16 protein-coding genes are annotated in these 17,287 nt (G+C 49.0%); 12 read left to right on the top strand and 4 right to left on the bottom strand.

Annotated elements, in window-relative coordinates; translation table 11 throughout:
• Nucleotide 1: 1 nt before the first annotated feature.
• The 11 genes from nrfD to Q0460_RS07350 all read left to right on the top strand — a co-directional run bounded on the left by nrfD (nt 2) and on the right by Q0460_RS07350 (nt 10,881).
• Nucleotides 2-973 (top strand): NrfD/PsrC family molybdoenzyme membrane anchor subunit, encoded by a 972-nt coding sequence (nrfD, locus tag Q0460_RS07400; protein WP_299086169.1) that lies wholly within the window; start codon nt 2-4, stop codon nt 971-973.
• A 15-nt stretch (nt 974-988) separates the two neighbouring features.
• Nucleotides 989-3,679 carry a cytochrome c biogenesis protein CcsA gene (gene ccsA / locus Q0460_RS07395; RefSeq protein ID WP_299086168.1) on the top strand — a complete coding sequence of 897 codons (2,691 nt, stop codon included), beginning with the start codon at nt 989-991 and terminating at the stop codon, nt 3,677-3,679.
• Between the two features lie 10 nt (nt 3,680-3,689).
• The gene (locus tag Q0460_RS07390; RefSeq protein WP_299086167.1) at nt 3,690-4,523 is read left to right on the top strand and encodes a tetratricopeptide repeat protein; all 834 of its coding nucleotides are present in this window, start codon (nt 3,690-3,692) and stop codon (nt 4,521-4,523) included.
• Between the two features lie 31 nt (nt 4,524-4,554).
• Complete coding sequence (locus Q0460_RS07385; protein WP_299086166.1) at nt 4,555-5,679, top strand: nitrous oxide reductase accessory protein NosL; 1,125 nt, start codon at nt 4,555-4,557, stop codon at nt 5,677-5,679.
• On the top strand, nt 5,676-5,864 hold the full coding sequence (locus Q0460_RS07380; protein ID WP_299086165.1) for a hypothetical protein: 189 nt from the start codon (nt 5,676-5,678) through the stop codon (nt 5,862-5,864). The genes Q0460_RS07385 and Q0460_RS07380 overlap by 4 nt, the downstream gene beginning before the upstream one ends.
• The gene (locus tag Q0460_RS07375) at nt 5,854-6,963 is read left to right on the top strand and encodes an FtsX-like permease family protein (RefSeq protein ID WP_299086164.1); all 1,110 of its coding nucleotides are present in this window, start codon (nt 5,854-5,856) and stop codon (nt 6,961-6,963) included. Before Q0460_RS07380 ends, Q0460_RS07375 begins: the two co-directional genes overlap by 11 nt.
• Nucleotides 6,960-7,637, top strand: coding sequence for an ABC transporter ATP-binding protein (locus Q0460_RS07370; protein ID WP_299086163.1), 678 nt, complete (start codon nt 6,960-6,962; stop codon nt 7,635-7,637). Before Q0460_RS07375 ends, Q0460_RS07370 begins: the two co-directional genes overlap by 4 nt.
• Nucleotides 7,634-8,587, top strand: a complete 954-nt coding sequence (locus tag Q0460_RS07365; protein ID WP_297941331.1) for a hypothetical protein — start codon at nt 7,634-7,636, stop codon at nt 8,585-8,587. Before Q0460_RS07370 ends, Q0460_RS07365 begins: the two co-directional genes overlap by 4 nt.
• Nucleotides 8,584-9,093 carry a hypothetical protein gene (locus Q0460_RS07360; RefSeq protein ID WP_299086162.1) on the top strand — a complete coding sequence of 170 codons (510 nt, stop codon included), beginning with the start codon at nt 8,584-8,586 and terminating at the stop codon, nt 9,091-9,093. Before Q0460_RS07365 ends, Q0460_RS07360 begins: the two co-directional genes overlap by 4 nt.
• Nucleotides 9,094-9,427: 334 nt before the next feature.
• A complete protein-coding gene (locus tag Q0460_RS07355; protein WP_299086161.1) occupies nt 9,428-10,249 on the top strand; it encodes a DUF364 domain-containing protein in 822 nt (273 codons plus the stop codon).
• A gap of 59 nt (nt 10,250-10,308) precedes the next feature.
• Entirely contained in the window at nt 10,309-10,881 is a 573-nt protein-coding gene (locus tag Q0460_RS07350; RefSeq protein ID WP_299086160.1) for an alpha/beta hydrolase, read from the top strand.
• 1,030 nt (nt 10,882-11,911) lie between these two features.
• Here the strand turns inward: Q0460_RS07350 and Q0460_RS07345 are convergent.
• The 4 genes from Q0460_RS07345 to Q0460_RS07330 all read right to left on the bottom strand — a co-directional run bounded on the left by Q0460_RS07345 (nt 11,912) and on the right by Q0460_RS07330 (nt 16,707).
• Complete coding sequence (locus Q0460_RS07345) at nt 11,912-12,673, bottom strand: hypothetical protein (RefSeq protein WP_299086159.1); 762 nt, start codon at nt 12,671-12,673, stop codon at nt 11,912-11,914.
• A gap of 456 nt (nt 12,674-13,129) precedes the next feature.
• Entirely contained in the window at nt 13,130-14,569 is a 1,440-nt protein-coding gene (locus Q0460_RS07340; RefSeq protein WP_299086158.1) for a DUF4139 domain-containing protein, read from the bottom strand.
• Between the two features lie 376 nt (nt 14,570-14,945).
• On the bottom strand, nt 14,946-15,722 hold the full coding sequence (locus Q0460_RS07335; RefSeq protein ID WP_299086157.1) for an ABC transporter ATP-binding protein: 777 nt from the start codon (nt 15,720-15,722) through the stop codon (nt 14,946-14,948).
• Nucleotides 15,715-16,707, bottom strand: coding sequence for an iron ABC transporter permease (locus Q0460_RS07330; RefSeq protein ID WP_299086156.1), 993 nt, complete (start codon nt 16,705-16,707; stop codon nt 15,715-15,717). Before Q0460_RS07330 ends, Q0460_RS07335 begins: the two co-directional genes overlap by 8 nt.
• 175 nt (nt 16,708-16,882) lie before the next feature.
• Here Q0460_RS07330 and Q0460_RS07325 point away from each other — a divergent pair, with 175 nt between their 5' ends.
• A complete protein-coding gene (locus Q0460_RS07325) occupies nt 16,883-17,176 on the top strand; it encodes a hypothetical protein (RefSeq protein WP_299086155.1) in 294 nt (97 codons plus the stop codon).
• The last annotated feature ends 111 nt before the right edge of the window (nt 17,177-17,287 follow it).

Here is a 17,287-nt window from a genome sequence, read left to right as displayed (position 1 = left end):
TATGAACGGAGCCATAAATTTCACTGCGACCTTCTCGCACGGCGTGGAGTGGGGCTGGCCAATCGCGGTCTATCTTTTGCTAGCGGGTATGAGCGGCGGCGCTTTGATAGTCGCGATCCTCGTCAAATTTTACAAAAAACAGACCGAGAGCACGCCGCTGTTTAAAGCTGCGTCGCTGCTATCTTTCGTAGCGATCTTACTCGGTATGGTCTGCCTGGTAGCCGACCTTGAGAGGCCGCTTCTTTTTTGGAAAATTTTGATTAATTACAACTTTACCTCGGTTATGTCCGTGGGCGTGGCGGCGCTTTGCGTCTATATTCCGCTTAGCTTCGTAGCCTGCCTTTATGCGTTTGAAGCTGATCTTAGCGGATTTTTATCGCGCAGACTTACTTTTTTAAAAGGGCTTTTCACGCTCGTAATGAAAATTTTAAACGCGCTTCGCCCGTTACTTCTTGCGCTTACGCTTGTTTTTGCGGTTGCGATCTGCGCCTATACCGGCTTTTTGATCTCGGTTTTAGTTAGATTTCCTATCCTTAATACAGCCGTTTTGCCTGCGCTTTTCGTGGCGTCTGGCTTATCGGCGGGAATTGCGGGCTCAAGCCTCATAGCCGCGCTTTTCTTTAAAGCAGACCCGCACGGCGGCGATCTTAAAATTTTACACGCGGTCGAGTGGCCGGTTTTGGCGATGGAAATTTTACTAATCGGCATGATTTTCGTCTCGCTTATCACTGGCAGCGACGTGCAAAAAGCCGCGAGCGTCGCATTTAACGAGGGATTTTATGCGAAGATGTTTTGGCTAGGCGTCGTGGGCGTAGGCTTTTGCGTACCGCTCGTTTTAAATTTCGCACTAGGCAAAAAGATCGCTCACACCGCGTTTGCGTTCTACGTTAGCGCGCTTGCCAGCGTGGTTGGGGTATTACTTCTTAGAATGTTTATACTATACGCGGGACAAACTTACGATATAATAATGTAAAACTGCGGAGGGTTAATGAGCGCGCTAAAAATATTAAAATTTTTCATCTCTTACAAGTTCGCGCTCTGCCTCCTTTTCATTCTAGCTGCAGGTGCCGGCGTCGCAACCTTTTTAGAAAGCATTTACGATACGCAAACTGCTAAAATTTTAGTCTATGAGGCGCGCTGGTATGAGTGCGTCATGGGTGCTGCGACGCTGAGCCTGCTCGGCATTATAATTAAAACCAAAATGTGGCGCCGCTTCGGTTCATTCGTACTTCACGCGGCATTTATCGTTATCTTTGTCGGCGCGGCGCTGACGCGCTATTTCGGCACCGAGGGCGTGCTGCACGTAAGAGCGGGCGAGAGCGAAAGCGAGATGGTAAGCGTCAAACCATACTTGCAAATCCGCACGCAAGACGCGCTGTTTGAGCATCCGCTAAATCTATCTCAGATCGGCAATAACGATTTTAGCTTCACGCAAAGTATAAATTCCAAAAGCTTCACCGTCAAATTTAGCTCCTACAAACCCGCGCCCAAAGGCGAGCAGGGCACGCTTGCGGTAAAGGCGGGCTTTGAGGGCGGAATCGAGCAAAAAGCGGAGCTGCGCGGCGGTGCGGGCTGGCTGGGTGAACCCAAAATTTTAAACTTTGACGGCGAGGAGATAATGCTAAGCTGGGGCTCGAAGCTCATAGAGCTTCCGTTTGCGGTAAAGCTTTTGAAATTTAAGCTCGAGCGCTATCCCGGCTCGCAAAGTCCGTCATCCTACGCCAGCGACGTTGAAATTTTAAAAGAGGGCAAGAGCGCGGGAGAGCATGAAATTTATATGAACCACCCGCTAAGCTTTGACGGTTTCAAGCTCTTTCAGTCCTCCTACGACACGGACGAGCTGGGCACGGTGCTAGAGCTTAATCGCGATCCGGGTAAAATCCCCACTTATTTCGGCTATTTCTTGCTTTGCGTCGGATTTATCGGAAATCTTTTTACCGCCGGCAGCAGGTTTAAAAAGCTCGCTAAATTTATCAAAAATAACGCGCCCACCGCGTTTCTTCTAATCGCGCCGCTTTTTTTCAGCATTGAGCTTCGCGCCGCCGATGAAAACTATCTGGCAAACCTTAAAGCCAACTCGCGCGTTCATGCAAACGGCGCGTTCGCGGAGCTTTTGGTGCAAGATTACATGGGCAGGATCAAGCCGCTTAGCATCGAAGCAAGCGAGATCGTAAATAAAATTTCAGGCACGGATTCGCTTTACGGCTTAAGCGCCGAGCAGATGATCCTAGGAATGAGCCTAAATCCTGCGTTTTGGCGCGATCAAAAGATCATTAAGATCAAAAACGACGAGATCAAAAAGATGCTGGGCTTAGCCCCGCAGGAGCGATATGCGAGCTTTAATTCGGTCTTTGATGAAAACGGCAACTACAAGCTCGCCCATGCCCTGGACGAGGCGAATGAAAAAAGCGCCTCGCGCCGCGCCGCGCTCGATAACGAGCTGATTAAATTCGACGAGCGGCTAAATATCGCGTATTTGACCTTTAGGGGGGTGTTTTTTAAATTTATCCCCGTGCCGAACGACCCGCAAAACACCTGGCTCTCGCCGAACGACGCCTTTGCGGATTATAGGATCGCGCCGCAGATCAAAGGCGTGCTAAACGATTATCTAAACGGCTTGCAGGATGGAATTTCGGATAATGATTGGGCTAAAGCGGACAGCGCGCTTGCAGAGCTGAAAAGCTACCAAAGAGCCACCTCGGCAGCTATTCTTCCAAGCGTTAGTCGCGTCAAAGCCGAGGTGTTTTACAATAAAGCTTCGGTTTTCAAAAAGCTCGTTTATTGCTATATGATCCTAGGCGGCGTAGCTCTTGTTTTAGCGCTTTTGGGCGCGCTTTGCGGTAAGCGCTTCACGCTCGCGCAAAAAATTTTATTTGCGGCCTTTGCCGCAAGCTTTGCAGCACATACCCTCGCGCTTGTGCTGCGCTGGTACGTCGCGGCTCACGCGCCGTGGAGCGATAGCTATGAATCGATGATCTACATTGGCTGGTCGGCGGCGCTTGCGGGGATCATATTTTTTAGAAAGTCCCTGCTTACGCTAAGCGCGAGCTGCTTGCTAGCTAGCATCGTGATGCTCGTAGCGCATATGAGCTTCGTAAATCCGCAGATTACCAACCTCGTGCCGGTGCTAAAATCGTATTGGCTTAGCATCCACGTCTCGGTTATCACGGCTAGCTATGGATTTTTAGGGCTTAGCTGCCTACTTGGGCTTTTGGCTCTTGTTTTGATGGCGCTTAAAAACAGCGCCAATCGCGAGCGGCTTAACGCTCAGATCAGATATATAACGGCGATCAACGAGATCAGCCTCATCGTGGGGCTTTCGATGCTGACGCTCGGAAATTTCTTCGGCGGCGTGTGGGCGAATGAGAGCTGGGGGCGATACTGGGGCTGGGATAGCAAAGAGACTTGGTCGTATGTCTCGATCATCGTCTATGCGATCGTGCTGCATCTAAAGCTTATCCCGAAGCTCGGCTCGATCTATGTTTATTGCGTGAGCTCGACGCTCGCGTATAGCTCGATCATAATGACCTATTTCGGCGTAAATTTTTACCTCACCGGCATGCACTCTTACGCCGCGGGCGATGCGCCGCAGATACCCGCGCCGTTTTATTGTATAATAGCGGCGGTATTTTTAATAATCGCTCTTGCTTTTAGGGGCAGGGACGTAAAAACGATATGAAGGAGTAAATTTGAAAAAATTTCTAATAGCGTTAGCCTTGGCTGCCGCGGCAAATGCGGGCTTTATCAGCGAGGGCATTCAAGCTCAGCAAAGCGGCGATCATAAAAAACTCGCAGAAATTTACGAGCGAGCGTGCGGTTTGGAAAATAAAGCTTCGGGCTGCTATAATCTAGCCGTTTTGTATTTTGAGGGCACCGGCAACGTAGAGAAAAATTTCGAAAAAGCGATCAGCCTCTACGAGAAAGCGTGTAGCGCTAAATTTGCGCTTGCGTGCAACAATCTAGGCTATATTTTTGAGAGCGGCAACGGCGCGGATCAAAATTTTACCAAAGCCGCGGCTTATTACGAAAAAGCCTGCAAAGATAACGAAGGCTGCACCTCGCTTGGGCTTTTATACGCAAACGGCGCGGGGCTTGCAAAGGATGTCGCCAAGGCGGCGAGCCTTTATGAGAAGGCCTGCACCTACGGCGATATGATGGGCTGCAACAACCTGGGCTATCTGTATCTAAAGGGCGAAGGCGTGCAGCAAAGCTTCGCAAAGGCTAAAATTTTTTACGAAAAAGCTTGCGGCGGCGACATCGGCATCGGCTGCAACAATCTAGGTTATCTATACGCCTTCGGGCAGGGGGTAAGCCAGGATTATAGGCAGGCAAAGCAGCAGTATGAAAAGGCGTGCAACCTCGGTCACTTCGACGGCTGCAATAACTTAGCCATAATGTATGCCGAAGGTAAGGGCGTGAAGTCCGATAACGCCAAAGCAAAAGAGCTTTTCAAAAAAAGCTGCGACGGCGGCATCAAGATGGGATGCGAGAATTTGGAATTTTTAAACTCGATTAGTAAGTAGATTTAAAACATCAAATTTTTAAGGAGACGGTATGATTTTACGTTCGTTTTTAGTTTCGGCAGCGCTTGTTGCGCTCGTTTGCGGCGCCTCTATGGACGGGGCCAATAAACCGGCAAAGCCTATGTTTCAAAGCGTAGATCCTAGCAAGGCTACGCTCGTCGGAAGCGGCGAGGGCAAAGAATACTGCGCCGTTTGCGGAATGAATTTGGTTAAATTTTATAAAACCAACCACGTTTGGAACGGCAAGCAAGTAGCTTCTCTGCACTGCTTGTACGAGCTAACGGAGGGGAAAATTCCAAGCGATGCACAGGTCGTCGATACGAAAAATCTAAATTTGATCGACGCAAATAAAGCCTTTTACGTCGTGGGTAGCAAAGTCAAAGGCACAATGACGCGCAATAGTAAATACGCCTTCTCAACCGAAGCCGACGCGAAGGAATTCCAGGCCGAAAACGGCGGCGAGATAGTGAACTTCGCGAAAGCCTACGAGATTGCGGGGCAGGATTTTGCGGGCGATAACAAGATGATCAAAGCCAAGCGCGAGGGCGGCGTTTACGCGCACGGTAAGGAATTTTACGAAACAAACTGCGCTAAAACCGAAGCGAAAAACTTCAAAGCCATCTCCGAGCTTAAAGCTCATCTCAAAAATGTTTGCGACGCAAAAGGCGCGAGCAAGGCTCCTGAGTACGACAAACACCTGCAAGCCGCGGCGCTGTATCTATGGGATGCGCCGGCAAATTTAGGCAGCAGCGACAAAAACGCAAAAGCGAAAAAGCCTGAAAAGATCGTCGTGCCGGAAGGCGCTAAATGCCCGGTCTGCGGTATGCTGGTAGGTAAAAACCCTAACTGGGCGGCGATGATAGAGGTTCAGGGCGGCGAGAGTCTGTATTTTGACGGCGTAAAAGATATGATGAAATACTACTTCGAAAAGGGCAAGGGCTTTGATAAAATTTTCGTAACCGATTACTACAAGCTACACAAGATCGATGCTAAAAGCGCTTTTTACGTGCTCGGCTCCAACGTCCTAGGACCGATGGGCGACGAGCTCATTGCGTTTGATAGTGAGAGCGCGGCTAAGACCTTCGCCAAAGATCACGGAGGCAAGAGCGTACTTAAATTTGACGAAATTCAAGAGAGCGTGATAGAGGGGCTATGAGGCTCATTTGCGCTTTAATTATCTTTTTTGCCGCCCTTTACGCGCTCATTGCGGTACATTACGTAAGCTTTGATCGCGCAAAGAGCGAGCAGTGTCTGCAAAAGCTCGCGCGCGAGATAAGGGACGTGCGGCTCTCAAGCAGCTTTAAGAGCAAGGCCTACGCGGAGTTTGTCTATGATAAGTAAAAATTTTATCGACTACTCCGTAACTCTGCTGCGAAAAGACAGAGCCGATCACTCCTTTAGCTTTGCGATATTCGCCTTTATCGTTTTTATTTTAAGCTCGGTGCTTTTCATCTCGGGCTCCATTCAAAGCGATCTTGAAAAGGTCATCAAGCTCAGACCCGACATCGTCGTAGAGGCTTTGCGCGCGGGCAAACGCGACCTGATGCACGACGGCTATATTTACGACGTCTCTAAGATCGCGGGCGTCAGCGAAGTGCAGGGAGCCGTGGACGGGATGTATTACTTCGCTCAAAAGCGCGTTTGGTTTCATATCGTAGGCGACGAAAGCCTGAGCGAAAAGGAAATGATCGTAGGCGAGGGGGTAAAGGCGGCGATGGGCGAGTGGTACTACGAGGACGAGTTTCATTTTTTGACTGAGCAGCGCCTAATCGCGATTAAGATTAATAAAATTTCACCGCACGAAAGCAGCATCGTCTCAAACGACGTGATCTATCTAAATCCCGTTACCGCACGCGAGGTGCTAAGCCTGAAGGAGGGCGAATACACCAAGCTCTACGTAAGCGTGCCCAACCCCAACGAAGTAAGCGAAGTAGCGCTTAAGATCGTAAATTTATACCCCAACACGCAAGCCCTTAGCGCCGAGGACGCGGTAGCCGAAGTGAGGCATCTGTATTATTACAAGGGCGGAATTTTTATGGTGCTTTACGCCGTGGCGATGATCTCGTTTTTCATCTTGCTGAAAAATCAAATTTCGCTCGCATACGGCGAGAAGAAAAAGGAGATCGCGATCTTGCGCAGTATAGGCTTTTGTATAAAGGACATCATCGCGATGAAATTTATTCAAAATTTCATCGTCTCGCTAAGCGCTTATCTGCTCGGCGTCGCGGGTGCGTATGCTTATGTTTTTGTTCTAGACGCACCGCTTTTGCGCGATATATTCTTAGGCGGCGAGCTGCGAAATTTCATCACCTTCACGCCCGCGATAAATTTCAATATGCTCTTTTTGATCTTCGTCTTTAGCGTGATCCCGTTTTTAGCGTTCGTCATCATCCCTTCGTGGCGCATAGCTATCGGCGATATGAGCGAGGCGGTCAAATGAGCAAGATAGAGATCAAGCAGCTTTGCAAAATTTACAACGAGGGCAGGGCGAATGAATTTTGCGCTTTGAAAAATATAAGCTTAAGCGTCGAGGAAGGGCAGATTGTAATCTTAAAAGGGGTTAGCGGCAGCGGCAAAAGCACGCTTTTATCCATCATAGGCGCGCTTGCTAAGCCGAGCAGCGGCGAGGTTTTGGTGGACGGCGCAAACGTCTCTAAGCTTGCCGATATCGAAAGCTCCGCGTATCGCCATAAAAAAATCGGATTTATCTTCCAGTCTTTCAACCTGCTTGAGGCGCTTAGCGTCTATAAAAACATCCTTGCGCCGCTTAGTCTTGAACGGCTGGGCAGGGATGAGCTTGGCGCGCGCATAGATGAAGCGATGCAGATTGCTAATATCGCGCATAAAAAAGATCAGATCGTCTCCAGTCTTAGCGGCGGCGAGAAGCAGCGCTGTGCTATCGCAAGGGCGCTTGTGATGGGACCGCAAATCATCTTGGCCGACGAGCCGACGGCAAATTTAGACAAACAAAACTCGCTCGGTTTTGTGGGGATGCTTTCAAAGCTCAAAGAGCTTAAAAAAACCGTTTTGATCGCGACGCACGATATACTCTTCGACGAGCTGGATTTCGTAGATCGATACGTGTTTTTAAAAGACGGAGAAATTTCTGCATGAGCGTATTTTTATCGGGTAGCGTGATCGCGTTTTTGGCCGTGGAGCTGATCGTAATAGCGCTGATGGCGATCTCGCAGTTTCACATCGTGCGGATCATGCGCTATTGGGACTTTAACGCCACCTCAAATTTACAATACGCCCTGGAGAAAAGAAACTATCTCATCAACACCATTTTGTTCTTCACGATAGCGTGCAAGATCATTTTGTTTATATTTTTCGCGCTTTGCCTGAACGAGCTCTCTTCGATCGTGCCGGGTGCGATGTGTTCCGCAGGCGTCGTGGGCTCGAACCGCTACGGCAACATCCTACTGCTTTTAAAAATTTTACTGATCTTTGGCTTTGGGCTCTGGCTTATTTTAAACAGCCTCGATCTTAAAGCGGGCAAATTCCCCTATCTAAAGCGCAAATACCTGATCTTTACCATCCTTTTTACGGGCGTTTTGGCGGAGTTTATTTTAGAAATTCTATTTTTTACCAATATCCCGCTGCGTGTGCCTGTGTTTTGTTGCTCGGTCGTATTTCGCGCGCCGAAGCTCCCGTTCGGATACACGCAGGCGCTTTTGGCGACCTTTTTCTACGCGATATTGGGCGCCATTTTGATCTTAAATTTCTTAAAGCAGTCGATGGCGAGCTTTGCTCTGAATTTGCTCTTTTTGTTCGTCGCATACTACGCGATCACCTATTTTTTCGGGCTTTACGTTTACGAGCAGCCCAATCACAAATGCCCGTATTGCATGCTTTTGAAGGATTATTACTTCGTCGGCTATGCGATTTGGGGCTCGCTGTTTTTGGGTATATTTTTTGGCATCGTGCCGTTTTTAACGGAGCTCATCACCAAGCGCGCCTACACCCACCTGCTTAAATACTCCTCGTTCTGGCTTATTCTAAACGCGCTTATCTGCAGCGCCTACGTCGTCAAATACTACTTCGTGCGGGGCGCACTGCTATGATTAAGAAAATTTTTGCCGCGGTTTTGCTCGCCTGCGTGATGGGGCTGCTCATATCGTCCATGGATATAGCCGAATCCAAAATTTCCGTGCGCCACGGCAACACCGATAAGCAGCCGCTGCAGATCGAATTTGGCAAATACCTATGTCACGAGAGCGGCACGGTGATAAACGATCTGTACAACACCGCTCAGGCCGTTATGCCAAACGGCGATACATATTTTTTCAACGACATCGCAAACGTCTTCATATGGCTGATGCGGCAAAAAAATAAAGATGAGATCGTGGTATGGGTTTATTCGCAAGACACCGAAAAATACATCATCGCCAAGGACGCTTGGTACTCGCGCGTCGAGATCACGCCGATGGGTTACGGCTTTGGCGCGTATGAGTTTCACAACTACGGCAGGAGCGACTACTACTACGACGAGATCGTGCTGTGCGCCGCTCGCGGCGAGACGCTGCTAAATCCGCTCATCAACATCCTGCTATCCGAAAATAAAATTTAGCCTTGCGGCATATCGGAAAATGAAATTTAGCCCGCATTCGCTCATTAAGCTAGCCTAAATCAGCCTGTATCGGCTTACTATTGTTAAATTTACTCGTCTATGTCCAAACTCTCACTCGTCCGCTTTTATGGAATTTAGCTCGCATTGCCTGCTCGCATCGGCTTGCTCGTTAAATTTGACCCGTCCGAACCCGCGCCTGCCGCTTCGTCCCACCGCCGATTAGTTTAAAATTCCAAGCCGCATTCGCCCGTCGCGCGATCAATAAATTTATATCAATACGGGCGCCGAAATTTTAAGCTATAATGGCGCCAAATTCCACATTAAAGGAGCGAAAATGAGCGAAATTTTAGATCAGACGCTAGAGTATGCGAAAGAAATTTTAGGCGCCCAGGCGCTGGAACTTAAGATCGAGCGCGCGGTCGTGGGGCTGTTTTTTAGCGGCGTAAAGCTGCAAGGAGGCGCGTGCGGGCTTAGCTATACGCCGCTAAAGTCCCTATCGGGCGCCGTTTGCTGCCCCTCGCAAGCAAGCGTGATGCCCGATTCGGGCAATATCGCGGACAGGAGCGTGCGCTATCTGCTGCGCGATCTAAACTCCGCCGCGCCGCTTAAAAAGACGCTCGCGCTCGCCGCGCTAAATGCGCTAGGCAGGGCGTGTTTTGATAAAATCCGCGCGGATTACGACGTGAAATTCGGCGCCGATCCCTTTGAGCAGCTGCAGATCGAGCGCGGCAGCTTTAGCGTCGTCGTGGGCGCGCTGGTGCCCTACATCAAGACGCTGATGAAAAATGGCGCAGATTTTAAAATTTTAGAGCTTGACAAAAGCACGCTCAAGCAGGCGGAACTGCCGTTTTACCTGCCTGCAAGCGAGGCCGCAAGCGTCGTGCCGCGCGCAGATAACGTTATAATCACGGCTACGACGCTCATCAACGACACGCTGGATGGACTTTTGCGCCTGAAAAAAAGCGGCGCCAAGCTCGTGCTCGTGGGGCCTACCACGCCGCTACTGCCGCAGGCGCTGTTTGAGCGCGGCGTGGACTTTGCGGGCGGCACGCTCGTGCGAGATGCGGACGCGGTGCTCGACATCATCGCGCAGGCGGGCTCGGGGTATCACTTTTTGGGTAAATTTGCCGATAAAATCACGATCTGTAGGGGCTAGCGCGCAGATTGAAATTTTAAAATTCTGCGCGCAAAGGGCTTAAATTTAAAGGAGAAAATATGCAAAAGTGCGTCTATATCGTGCACGGTTACGATGCTTCGCCTAAAAGCCATTGGTTTGCCTGGCTTAAAAGCGAGATCGAAAAATCGGGCGCGAGGGCGGAAATTTTAACGATGCCCACGCCTGCGCACCCAAGGCTTGATGAGTGGCTGAAAACTCTGCGAGAAAGCGTAAAATTTAAAGGCGAAGTCTATCTGGTCGGACACAGCCTCGGCTGCCCTACGATCTTAAATTTTTTGCAAAGCAGTGCCGCAAGCGGCGCAGTAGAGGGCGTCGTGCTGGTCTCGGGGCTTGCAAAGCCGCTTAGCGATCCACAATTTAAAATTTTAGACGAGTTTATGGATAAAGGCTTTGATTTTGAGCGCATAAAAGCCGCCGCAAAACAGCGCGTTGTAATTTCTGCGAAGGACGATTATATCGTGCCGTTTAGCTTCAGTCGCGAGTTAGCGGAGCAGATCGATGCTAAGTTTTACGAGGTGGAAAAAGGCGGGCATTTTTTGGATAGAGACGGCTTTACGAAGCTTGATCTCGTGTATGAAATTTTAGAAAAAATGATGAAATTAAAGGGCTAGGCTTCGGGCAAACGCACCCGCTTGGTTTTTGCTTTTGCATTCACCGCTCGCGTTTTTCTCTGCTAAAGCTCGGATTTGCTTTGCGACTAAGATAAGAGCTTCGTCTTTAGCCTGTCGAAGACTTCGCTGCCCGCATAAATAAATAGATAAGCCCGCGGTGCAATCGCCGTTTGCAAGGCGAGTTTCGCGCCGTTTTAAAATTTTGTAAATGTCGTAGCGAGGATAAGCGCGTTTTATATAAATTTCAAAACACGGCGGCTAGCGAGAATTTTATCCGTGGCAAAATTTCGCACTCGGCTTGTGCGAGCTAAATCCGTGTTCAAGCCTGCAAGCGCGTAGAAGATAAAATTTAGCGCCCGCGGCGGAGCTTTTGCGACGACGAAATTTTAAAATTTTAAAGCAAGCAGATGAGCTAAATTTTAAATCTCGCCCAGCTTGCGCGGGCTAAATCCGCGCCTAAGTCCGTACCGCGCGAGAGATAAAATTTAGTGGGCGCGAAAGGCGGATAAGTTTAGCTTTTCTTTTCGTTAAACATATACGAAATCACGAAAACGATCAGACAAACGGGCGCGAACGCAAATGCAAACGCCACGCTCCAGCCGGCGGCACGCTCACTCCAAAAATACCCCGCCGCGAGGCATGCTAAAAACCCGCCGTAAAAAGCGCCGAGCGATAAATTTTCTACCGTAAAAATTAGCAAACTGAGATTTGGATTTTTTACAAAAAGCTTGCTTGGCTTAAAATTTTTATACTTTTTGAACAAATACCAAAACAGCGCGCAAGCCAAAATCGCAAATTCTGCCGCAAAAAAGTGGCGCGTTTGGCGTATCGTCTATCGGCAAAACCGCCAAAATCAAAGACGTCGCCTACCTGCAAAACCGAACCGATCAGGCCCGCCGCCTGCCAAACAAGTAAGATAACCACCCGCTAAGCTAGCAGATATCTCGCCGTCCTGTGAAATTTATACCCTTGCTTTGCATCCATCGGTCTTAAGTCCCATAAATTTTTAATGAAATTAATATTAGAGAATTTAGCGCATCTCTATATCTCTACCGCCCAAATAATATTCTTCCAGCGGATAATTTATATTGCCGCAGTTATCAAATTTAAAACCTTTTCCGATACCGACTACGGCATTTTTTCTCTCTTTATAGTATTTCTTCTCGATAATAAAATTTCCTATCGTATCGCACAGATACTCCGAATGGTTAAACTGCATATAATTACCGTTAAATATAGCGAATTTATCAAGAAACAAAGTGCCTGTGACCTCTTCCTCACCACCGTCAACCCTAACTATCGGTCTGTCAAATCCAACGCTCGTATCGTTCAAATTTATTTTTAGATATTTCTTTGGATCGGTTTTTTTAGCCTTTAGCTCTTTCATCAGTATCTGCTCGGTCGTTTTTCCCTCTTGATAATATTTTTCTAACACTTCAAAACAATTCGATAAGTTTATATTTTCTAGTTCGTAGTATGCAACCTCGTATCTACTAGACCAAAGACTACCGAAGGTTTTCAACCTATAAGCATCGATCATTTGGTATAATTTCACATTATTATCTAAATATGCTCCTCCCACTTTTTTATACAACTCCTCTTTGGATAAAATTCTATCCTCTTTTAGACAATAGCCTTGTTTGTATTTGTTATAGTCGGAAAGAGAAACGACAGCGAAACCTCGTGAAGTGGAGTAATCGGGGATGATGCGGATAAATGCGGCACAGAGTATCGCCGCCAGAAGTAGCACTGCGGCTAGAATTTTAAATTTAAGAGATTTGTAGAATTTCATAATGATCCTTTAAATGTCGCCAGCGAAGCAAACGCACCTCGCCGCTCCGTGAAATTTATACCTTTGCTCCGCGTTCATCGCCCTGAGCTTTTTAAATTTGAGATAAATTTACGCGATGCTCAAAGTTTTTCTATCCGCGCCAAAACCCCTTTGCATCGCTAAATTTCATATCTCGCGCCGCTAAATTTTAAATCGTCGCAACATTTAAATTTTGGTTTTCGCGGCGCTCAAATTTCTCTCGCCGCGGCGCCAAAAATTTCAGATAAGCTCTAAAGCCGCGCCTTAGTTTTATGCCGGCAAAATTTAATCGCGCCGTAAAAAGTCGGTCTATCGCGTAAAATTCAGCGGCGCGGCGAAAGGGGAGCCCGTCTTATAAAACGGTGCCGCATAAAATTTGGCCGCACCGCAAAAAGCTACTCCGCTGCGCAAAATTTAACCGCGCCGCGCCAAAGCTCGTTATTTCTTCGGTTTGCTTAGCTCGTAGCCGAAGCGGATCTTTTTGCTCTCGCCCGGCTTTAGCTCAAAGTCCCAGCTAAGTAGTCCGTCCTTGCCGAGGCTGCTCTGCTCGGGCGAGTTTTTCAGCGCGACCTTTACGTCCTCATGCGTCGAAACGGGCGCTCGCTCTTGTAAAACCACGTTCCAAGCGCGCTTGGAGCCGTTTTTGATCTCGTATTCCCAAGCCATGGAATTTTTGCTTTCGCCGCCGAAAAAGGAGTTTTTCGTAAAGTTGTTCGCCTGCTCTTTTTTGATTTCGATCAGGCTGTTTTTACCCAGATACGCCGTAGCCTCGGCGTTTGCGGCAAAGCCTAGATGCATGAGCCCGATCTGCACGCCGTCAAGCTTTATTAGCGTTTCGCCCTCCTCTATGTTTCTTTCGGGGCTAAATTTAGCTCGTACGTAGGCTGCCTCGCTGCCGTAGCCGTCGATGAGCAGATCAAATTTCGCATCCAGGCTCTGTTTATCGAAGCTAAACTCGCCCGCCTCGCCCGCTTTGAGGCTTACGCCGCTGATTTTCCACACCTTTGAGAGCGAGTTTTCGATATTCGCGCCCGTCCTTGCATACGACGATCTAGCCTCCGCCGCGGGCGCGACCCTATCCATAGTCGCCGTCTCTAGCATCACGTCCTTTTTATACGCCGCCGCGGGTGCCGGTCTTGCAGGCTCGCCCTCATACCACGGATAAAACGGCTGCGGCGCGGTCTGCGAGGAGTATTCGTAAGGATACAGCGCGATCGTTAAATTTGCTAGCTCCGCGTTTAGCGGATTTTGCACCGAGAGCTTTTGCGCGACCTCGATTTTGCCGCTAGCAAGATCTGCCGAGAGCTCGTTGTGCGTGTAAGCGCTCACGTCAACGGGGTAGCTTATTTTTACAAAGCTCGGATCGCAGCCAAAGTTCGCGTTTAAGCGGCGCTCGTTTTTGATCGCGTATTTTGAAATTTTCTCTTTGAGCTTTCCGATTTGCTCGTCCGTCTTTGAAATTTCGCCCGCTACAAGCAGGACTTCGTCGTAAATTTTTTGCGAATCCGCTTTTAAACTCGCCAAGCTTCTATCTTTTAAGCTCGCAAAGTCACTTAAAAAGCGCTGCTGCGCCTTAAGCGCGACCAGGCGGTCGTTTAGCTCGCGCAGGCTCTTTTCGTCCGCCTCTTTTTTGGCGAATTCCGCGTTTTTCACGGGCTCGATCTCTCCCAAAGACAATTCGCGCACTTCGCAAGAGCCCGCGATCTCGATGCTGCGGATATCCAAGTACTCCGGCACATTCACGCTGAAGTTTGATTTTTGCGCGCCGAAGTTTTGGTACAAGAAGGCGGAGTTTGCGTAGATCTCAAGGCTGTTTTCCTGCGCGCTTAAATTTACGGCAAGCGCCGCAGCTGCGCTTAAAAGAACTATTTTTTTCATTTTCGCTCCTTAAAAATTTTACGTAATTGTAACGATAAATTTTGATTTTTATGCTTAAAATTTAGAGCGAATTTTAAAATTCCGGCCTCGCCGCCCGCTTTGAAATTTTAAAATTTCGCCGCCGTAAAATCCCCGCCGCGGACGTTAAAATTTTACCGCCGCTAGCGCCTGCAAACACTTTCACTATCGCGACTAAACCGATAAAATTTTAAATTTAAAAAGCTTCTATATTTAAGGACAAGCTGTGCTCGTCCGCGAAGTTAAACCGATAAATTTTAAAATTTTGCGTAGCAAAATTTCTGTAACTTTAGGTGGGTGCAGGGAGTGCTTGCACTCCCGCTCGCAGCGGCGGCTTAGCCGCCGCGAGAAGTTAGGATCAAAACGGATACGTCAAGCAACACACCCTGCCGACCCTTTCGTTGTAGCTGACGTCGAGCTTCAGATCGTATAGCTTGCTTAAAATTTCGCTTTTTATGATCTGCTCGGCCTTGCCGTATGCGACCTCGCCGCCGCCTTTTACGAGCGCGACGTATCCGCCTAAAAGCAGCGCGAAGTCGGGATTGTGCGTGGCTAAAACTACGGTGTAGCCGTTTTTTAAAAGCTCCTTCGTGGCGCGGAGGAATTTGTATTGGTTGGCAAAGTCTAACGCCGAAGTGGGCTCGTCGAAGATCACTATCTTAGGCTCGCTGCAAAGGGCGCGCGCGATGGACGCCATCTGCCTCTGACCGCCGCTTAGGCGCGTGATGATCTTGTCTTTTAGGTGCCAAATTTCAAGCATTTTCATGTAGCGCTGCGCGAGCTTGTAGTCGTTTTCGCTCGGCTGCGAAAAGATCCCGATATGCGCCGTGCGCCCCATCAGGACGTATTCAAAGACGCTGTAGTCGTACTCGCAGACCTCGCTTTGCGAGACGTAGCCGATGATCTCGGCGCGCCCTTTGGCGCTGAGGCTTGCCATATCCTTGCCGTCAATTGAAATTTTACCGCGCAGAGGCTCAAGCGTGCCGCTGATTAAATTTAAAAGCGTCGATTTGCCCGCGCCGTTTTGCCCCAAAATCGTCAGCATCGCGCCCGCTTCGAGGTTGAAATTCACGTCGCGCAGCGTCAGAGGGGCGGATTTTACGTAGCCGAAGTCTAAGCTCTCAATCCTAACCATTTAGCTTCCTTTTGTTTTTAAGCAGGATGAATATAAAAAATAGCGTGCCGATAAAGCCCGTAAGCACCCCTAACGGGATCTCGCTTTGATTTATGCTGCGCGCTACGTCATCTACGATGAGCACGAAGATCGCGCTTAAAAATATGCTCGCGGGGATAGCCTTGGTATTGCTCACGCCCACGATCATGCGCGTTAGGTGCGGCATCAAAAGCCCTACCCACGCGACTATGCCGCTGATACACACGCTGCTTGCGGTTAGTAGCGTCGCGCAGACGATGATGATGCCCCGCTCCATAACGACGTTTACGCCCAGCTTCGACGCGGTAGCATCGCCCATAGATAGGACGTTTATTCGGTAGCTCATCAGCACCAAGATAGCGATACAAACCCCCATCACCGGCGCTATCATCGCTAGTACGCTAGGATCGACCTTTGCGAGGCTTCCTAGCTGCCAATACACGATGTCTGCAAGCTTCGTCTCGGGATCTGCCATAAATTTTAAAAATCCGATCAGCGCGCCCATCAAACCGCTTACGATGATGCCCGCAAGCACGAGCATTATGGTAGCGCTCGAACGCAGCGCGCGCGTAATCAGAAGCGTAATGCAAACCGCCGCAAGCCCGAAAACGAAGGCGAAAAGCTGGATCAAAAGGATGTTTAGATCAAGCAGGATCGCGATCGCAGCGCCCACGCAAGCTCCGGCGCTGACGCCTAAAAGATCGGGCGAGACAAGCTGGTTTTTAAAGACGCCCTGATACGCAGTGCCGCTGATGCCCAGCGCCGCACCCACGAGCACCGCGGCGATGATGCGCGGCAGGCGCACATCCATAACGACGTTGTGGACGTTTTGCGCTACCTCGCCGCCGCTAAGCGCTTTCAGAACCTCAGTGATGCTTAGGCCGAAGCGCCCTATACAAAGCGATATCGCGATCGTCGCAATCGTCGCTAGTATCAGCAGCGCGAGCATAAATTTAAAATTTTTCATACCTCCCCTTGCTTTAAATTTTATCTTTTGCCTTAAATTTAATCTTTGAAATTTCGCTTCATCGAAATCCGCTTAAAATTTCGCCTTAAATTCCGCCTTCCGGCTCGTAGGCGAAAGGCTTGCGGTAAAATTCTTTCGTGATGGCCCCAAGATCAATATTTCAGAAAAGATCCGGATGAAAATTTTAGCCGCCTGCAAGATTTGTAGTGACGCCCTCGCGCCCGTGCGGTCCCAGCCGAAAATGTTTGCAGGCGCAGCACAGACGCGCTTTTGTCGCACCGCCTCAAGCTGCGAGACGCAGGACTTGGCAGCAGTGCCTCCGCCTCGCACGACGTCTTCTGTCGATGATGACGCAAAGACTGCAGTGGCTTTGATTTATGCATCTAAATCCTTAAACAGATGTGGCATTTTAGCACATATCATATTAAATTTTTATGATTTCGGCTTTCATATACGTGAGCGTATGTGAGCGAATTTAATGGCGTGCAGCTCCGTGTAATAAGGCTTTTAAGCGAAATTTCGCTTGTGGATTTCAGATGAGCGTCTACGAAATTTACGCCAAGATGGAATTTTAAAATTT

The sequence above is a fragment of the uncultured Campylobacter sp. genome (genome assembly GCF_937980635.1).
GTDB lineage: Bacteria > Campylobacterota > Campylobacteria > Campylobacterales > Campylobacteraceae > Campylobacter_B.
The sequence above is the reverse complement of the archived record's forward strand: the minus strand, read 5'-3'. Positions and strand labels throughout refer to the sequence as shown.

What these genes read in the sequence shown, in the direction of transcription:
- Q0460_RS07360 (WP_299086162.1), top strand. Translation starts at nt 8,584, where the DNA reads ATGATTAAGAAAATTTTTGCCGCGGTTTTGCTCGCCTGCGTGATGGGG.
- Q0460_RS07370 (WP_299086163.1), top strand. Translation starts at nt 6,960, where the DNA reads ATGAGCAAGATAGAGATCAAGCAGCTTTGCAAAATTTACAACGAGGGC.
- nrfD (WP_299086169.1), top strand. Translation starts at nt 2, where the DNA reads ATGAACGGAGCCATAAATTTCACTGCGACCTTCTCGCACGGCGTGGAG.
- Q0460_RS07325 (WP_299086155.1), top strand. Translation starts at nt 16,883, where the DNA reads ATGAAAATTTTAGCCGCCTGCAAGATTTGTAGTGACGCCCTCGCGCCC.
- Q0460_RS07355 (WP_299086161.1), top strand. Translation starts at nt 9,428, where the DNA reads ATGAGCGAAATTTTAGATCAGACGCTAGAGTATGCGAAAGAAATTTTA.
- Q0460_RS07340 (WP_299086158.1), bottom strand. Translation starts at nt 14,569, where the DNA reads ATGAAAAAAATAGTTCTTTTAAGCGCAGCTGCGGCGCTTGCCGTAAAT.
- Q0460_RS07365 (WP_297941331.1), top strand. Translation starts at nt 7,634, where the DNA reads ATGAGCGTATTTTTATCGGGTAGCGTGATCGCGTTTTTGGCCGTGGAG.
- Q0460_RS07335 (WP_299086157.1), bottom strand. Translation starts at nt 15,722, where the DNA reads ATGGTTAGGATTGAGAGCTTAGACTTCGGCTACGTAAAATCCGCCCCT.
- Q0460_RS07375 (WP_299086164.1), top strand. Translation starts at nt 5,854, where the DNA reads ATGATAAGTAAAAATTTTATCGACTACTCCGTAACTCTGCTGCGAAAA.
- Q0460_RS07350 (WP_299086160.1), top strand. Translation starts at nt 10,309, where the DNA reads ATGCAAAAGTGCGTCTATATCGTGCACGGTTACGATGCTTCGCCTAAA.
- ccsA (WP_299086168.1), top strand. Translation starts at nt 989, where the DNA reads ATGAGCGCGCTAAAAATATTAAAATTTTTCATCTCTTACAAGTTCGCG.
- Q0460_RS07380 (WP_299086165.1), top strand. Translation starts at nt 5,676, where the DNA reads ATGAGGCTCATTTGCGCTTTAATTATCTTTTTTGCCGCCCTTTACGCG.
- Q0460_RS07330 (WP_299086156.1), bottom strand. Translation starts at nt 16,707, where the DNA reads ATGAAAAATTTTAAATTTATGCTCGCGCTGCTGATACTAGCGACGATT.
- Q0460_RS07385 (WP_299086166.1), top strand. Translation starts at nt 4,555, where the DNA reads ATGATTTTACGTTCGTTTTTAGTTTCGGCAGCGCTTGTTGCGCTCGTT.
- Q0460_RS07345 (WP_299086159.1), bottom strand. Translation starts at nt 12,673, where the DNA reads ATGAAATTCTACAAATCTCTTAAATTTAAAATTCTAGCCGCAGTGCTA.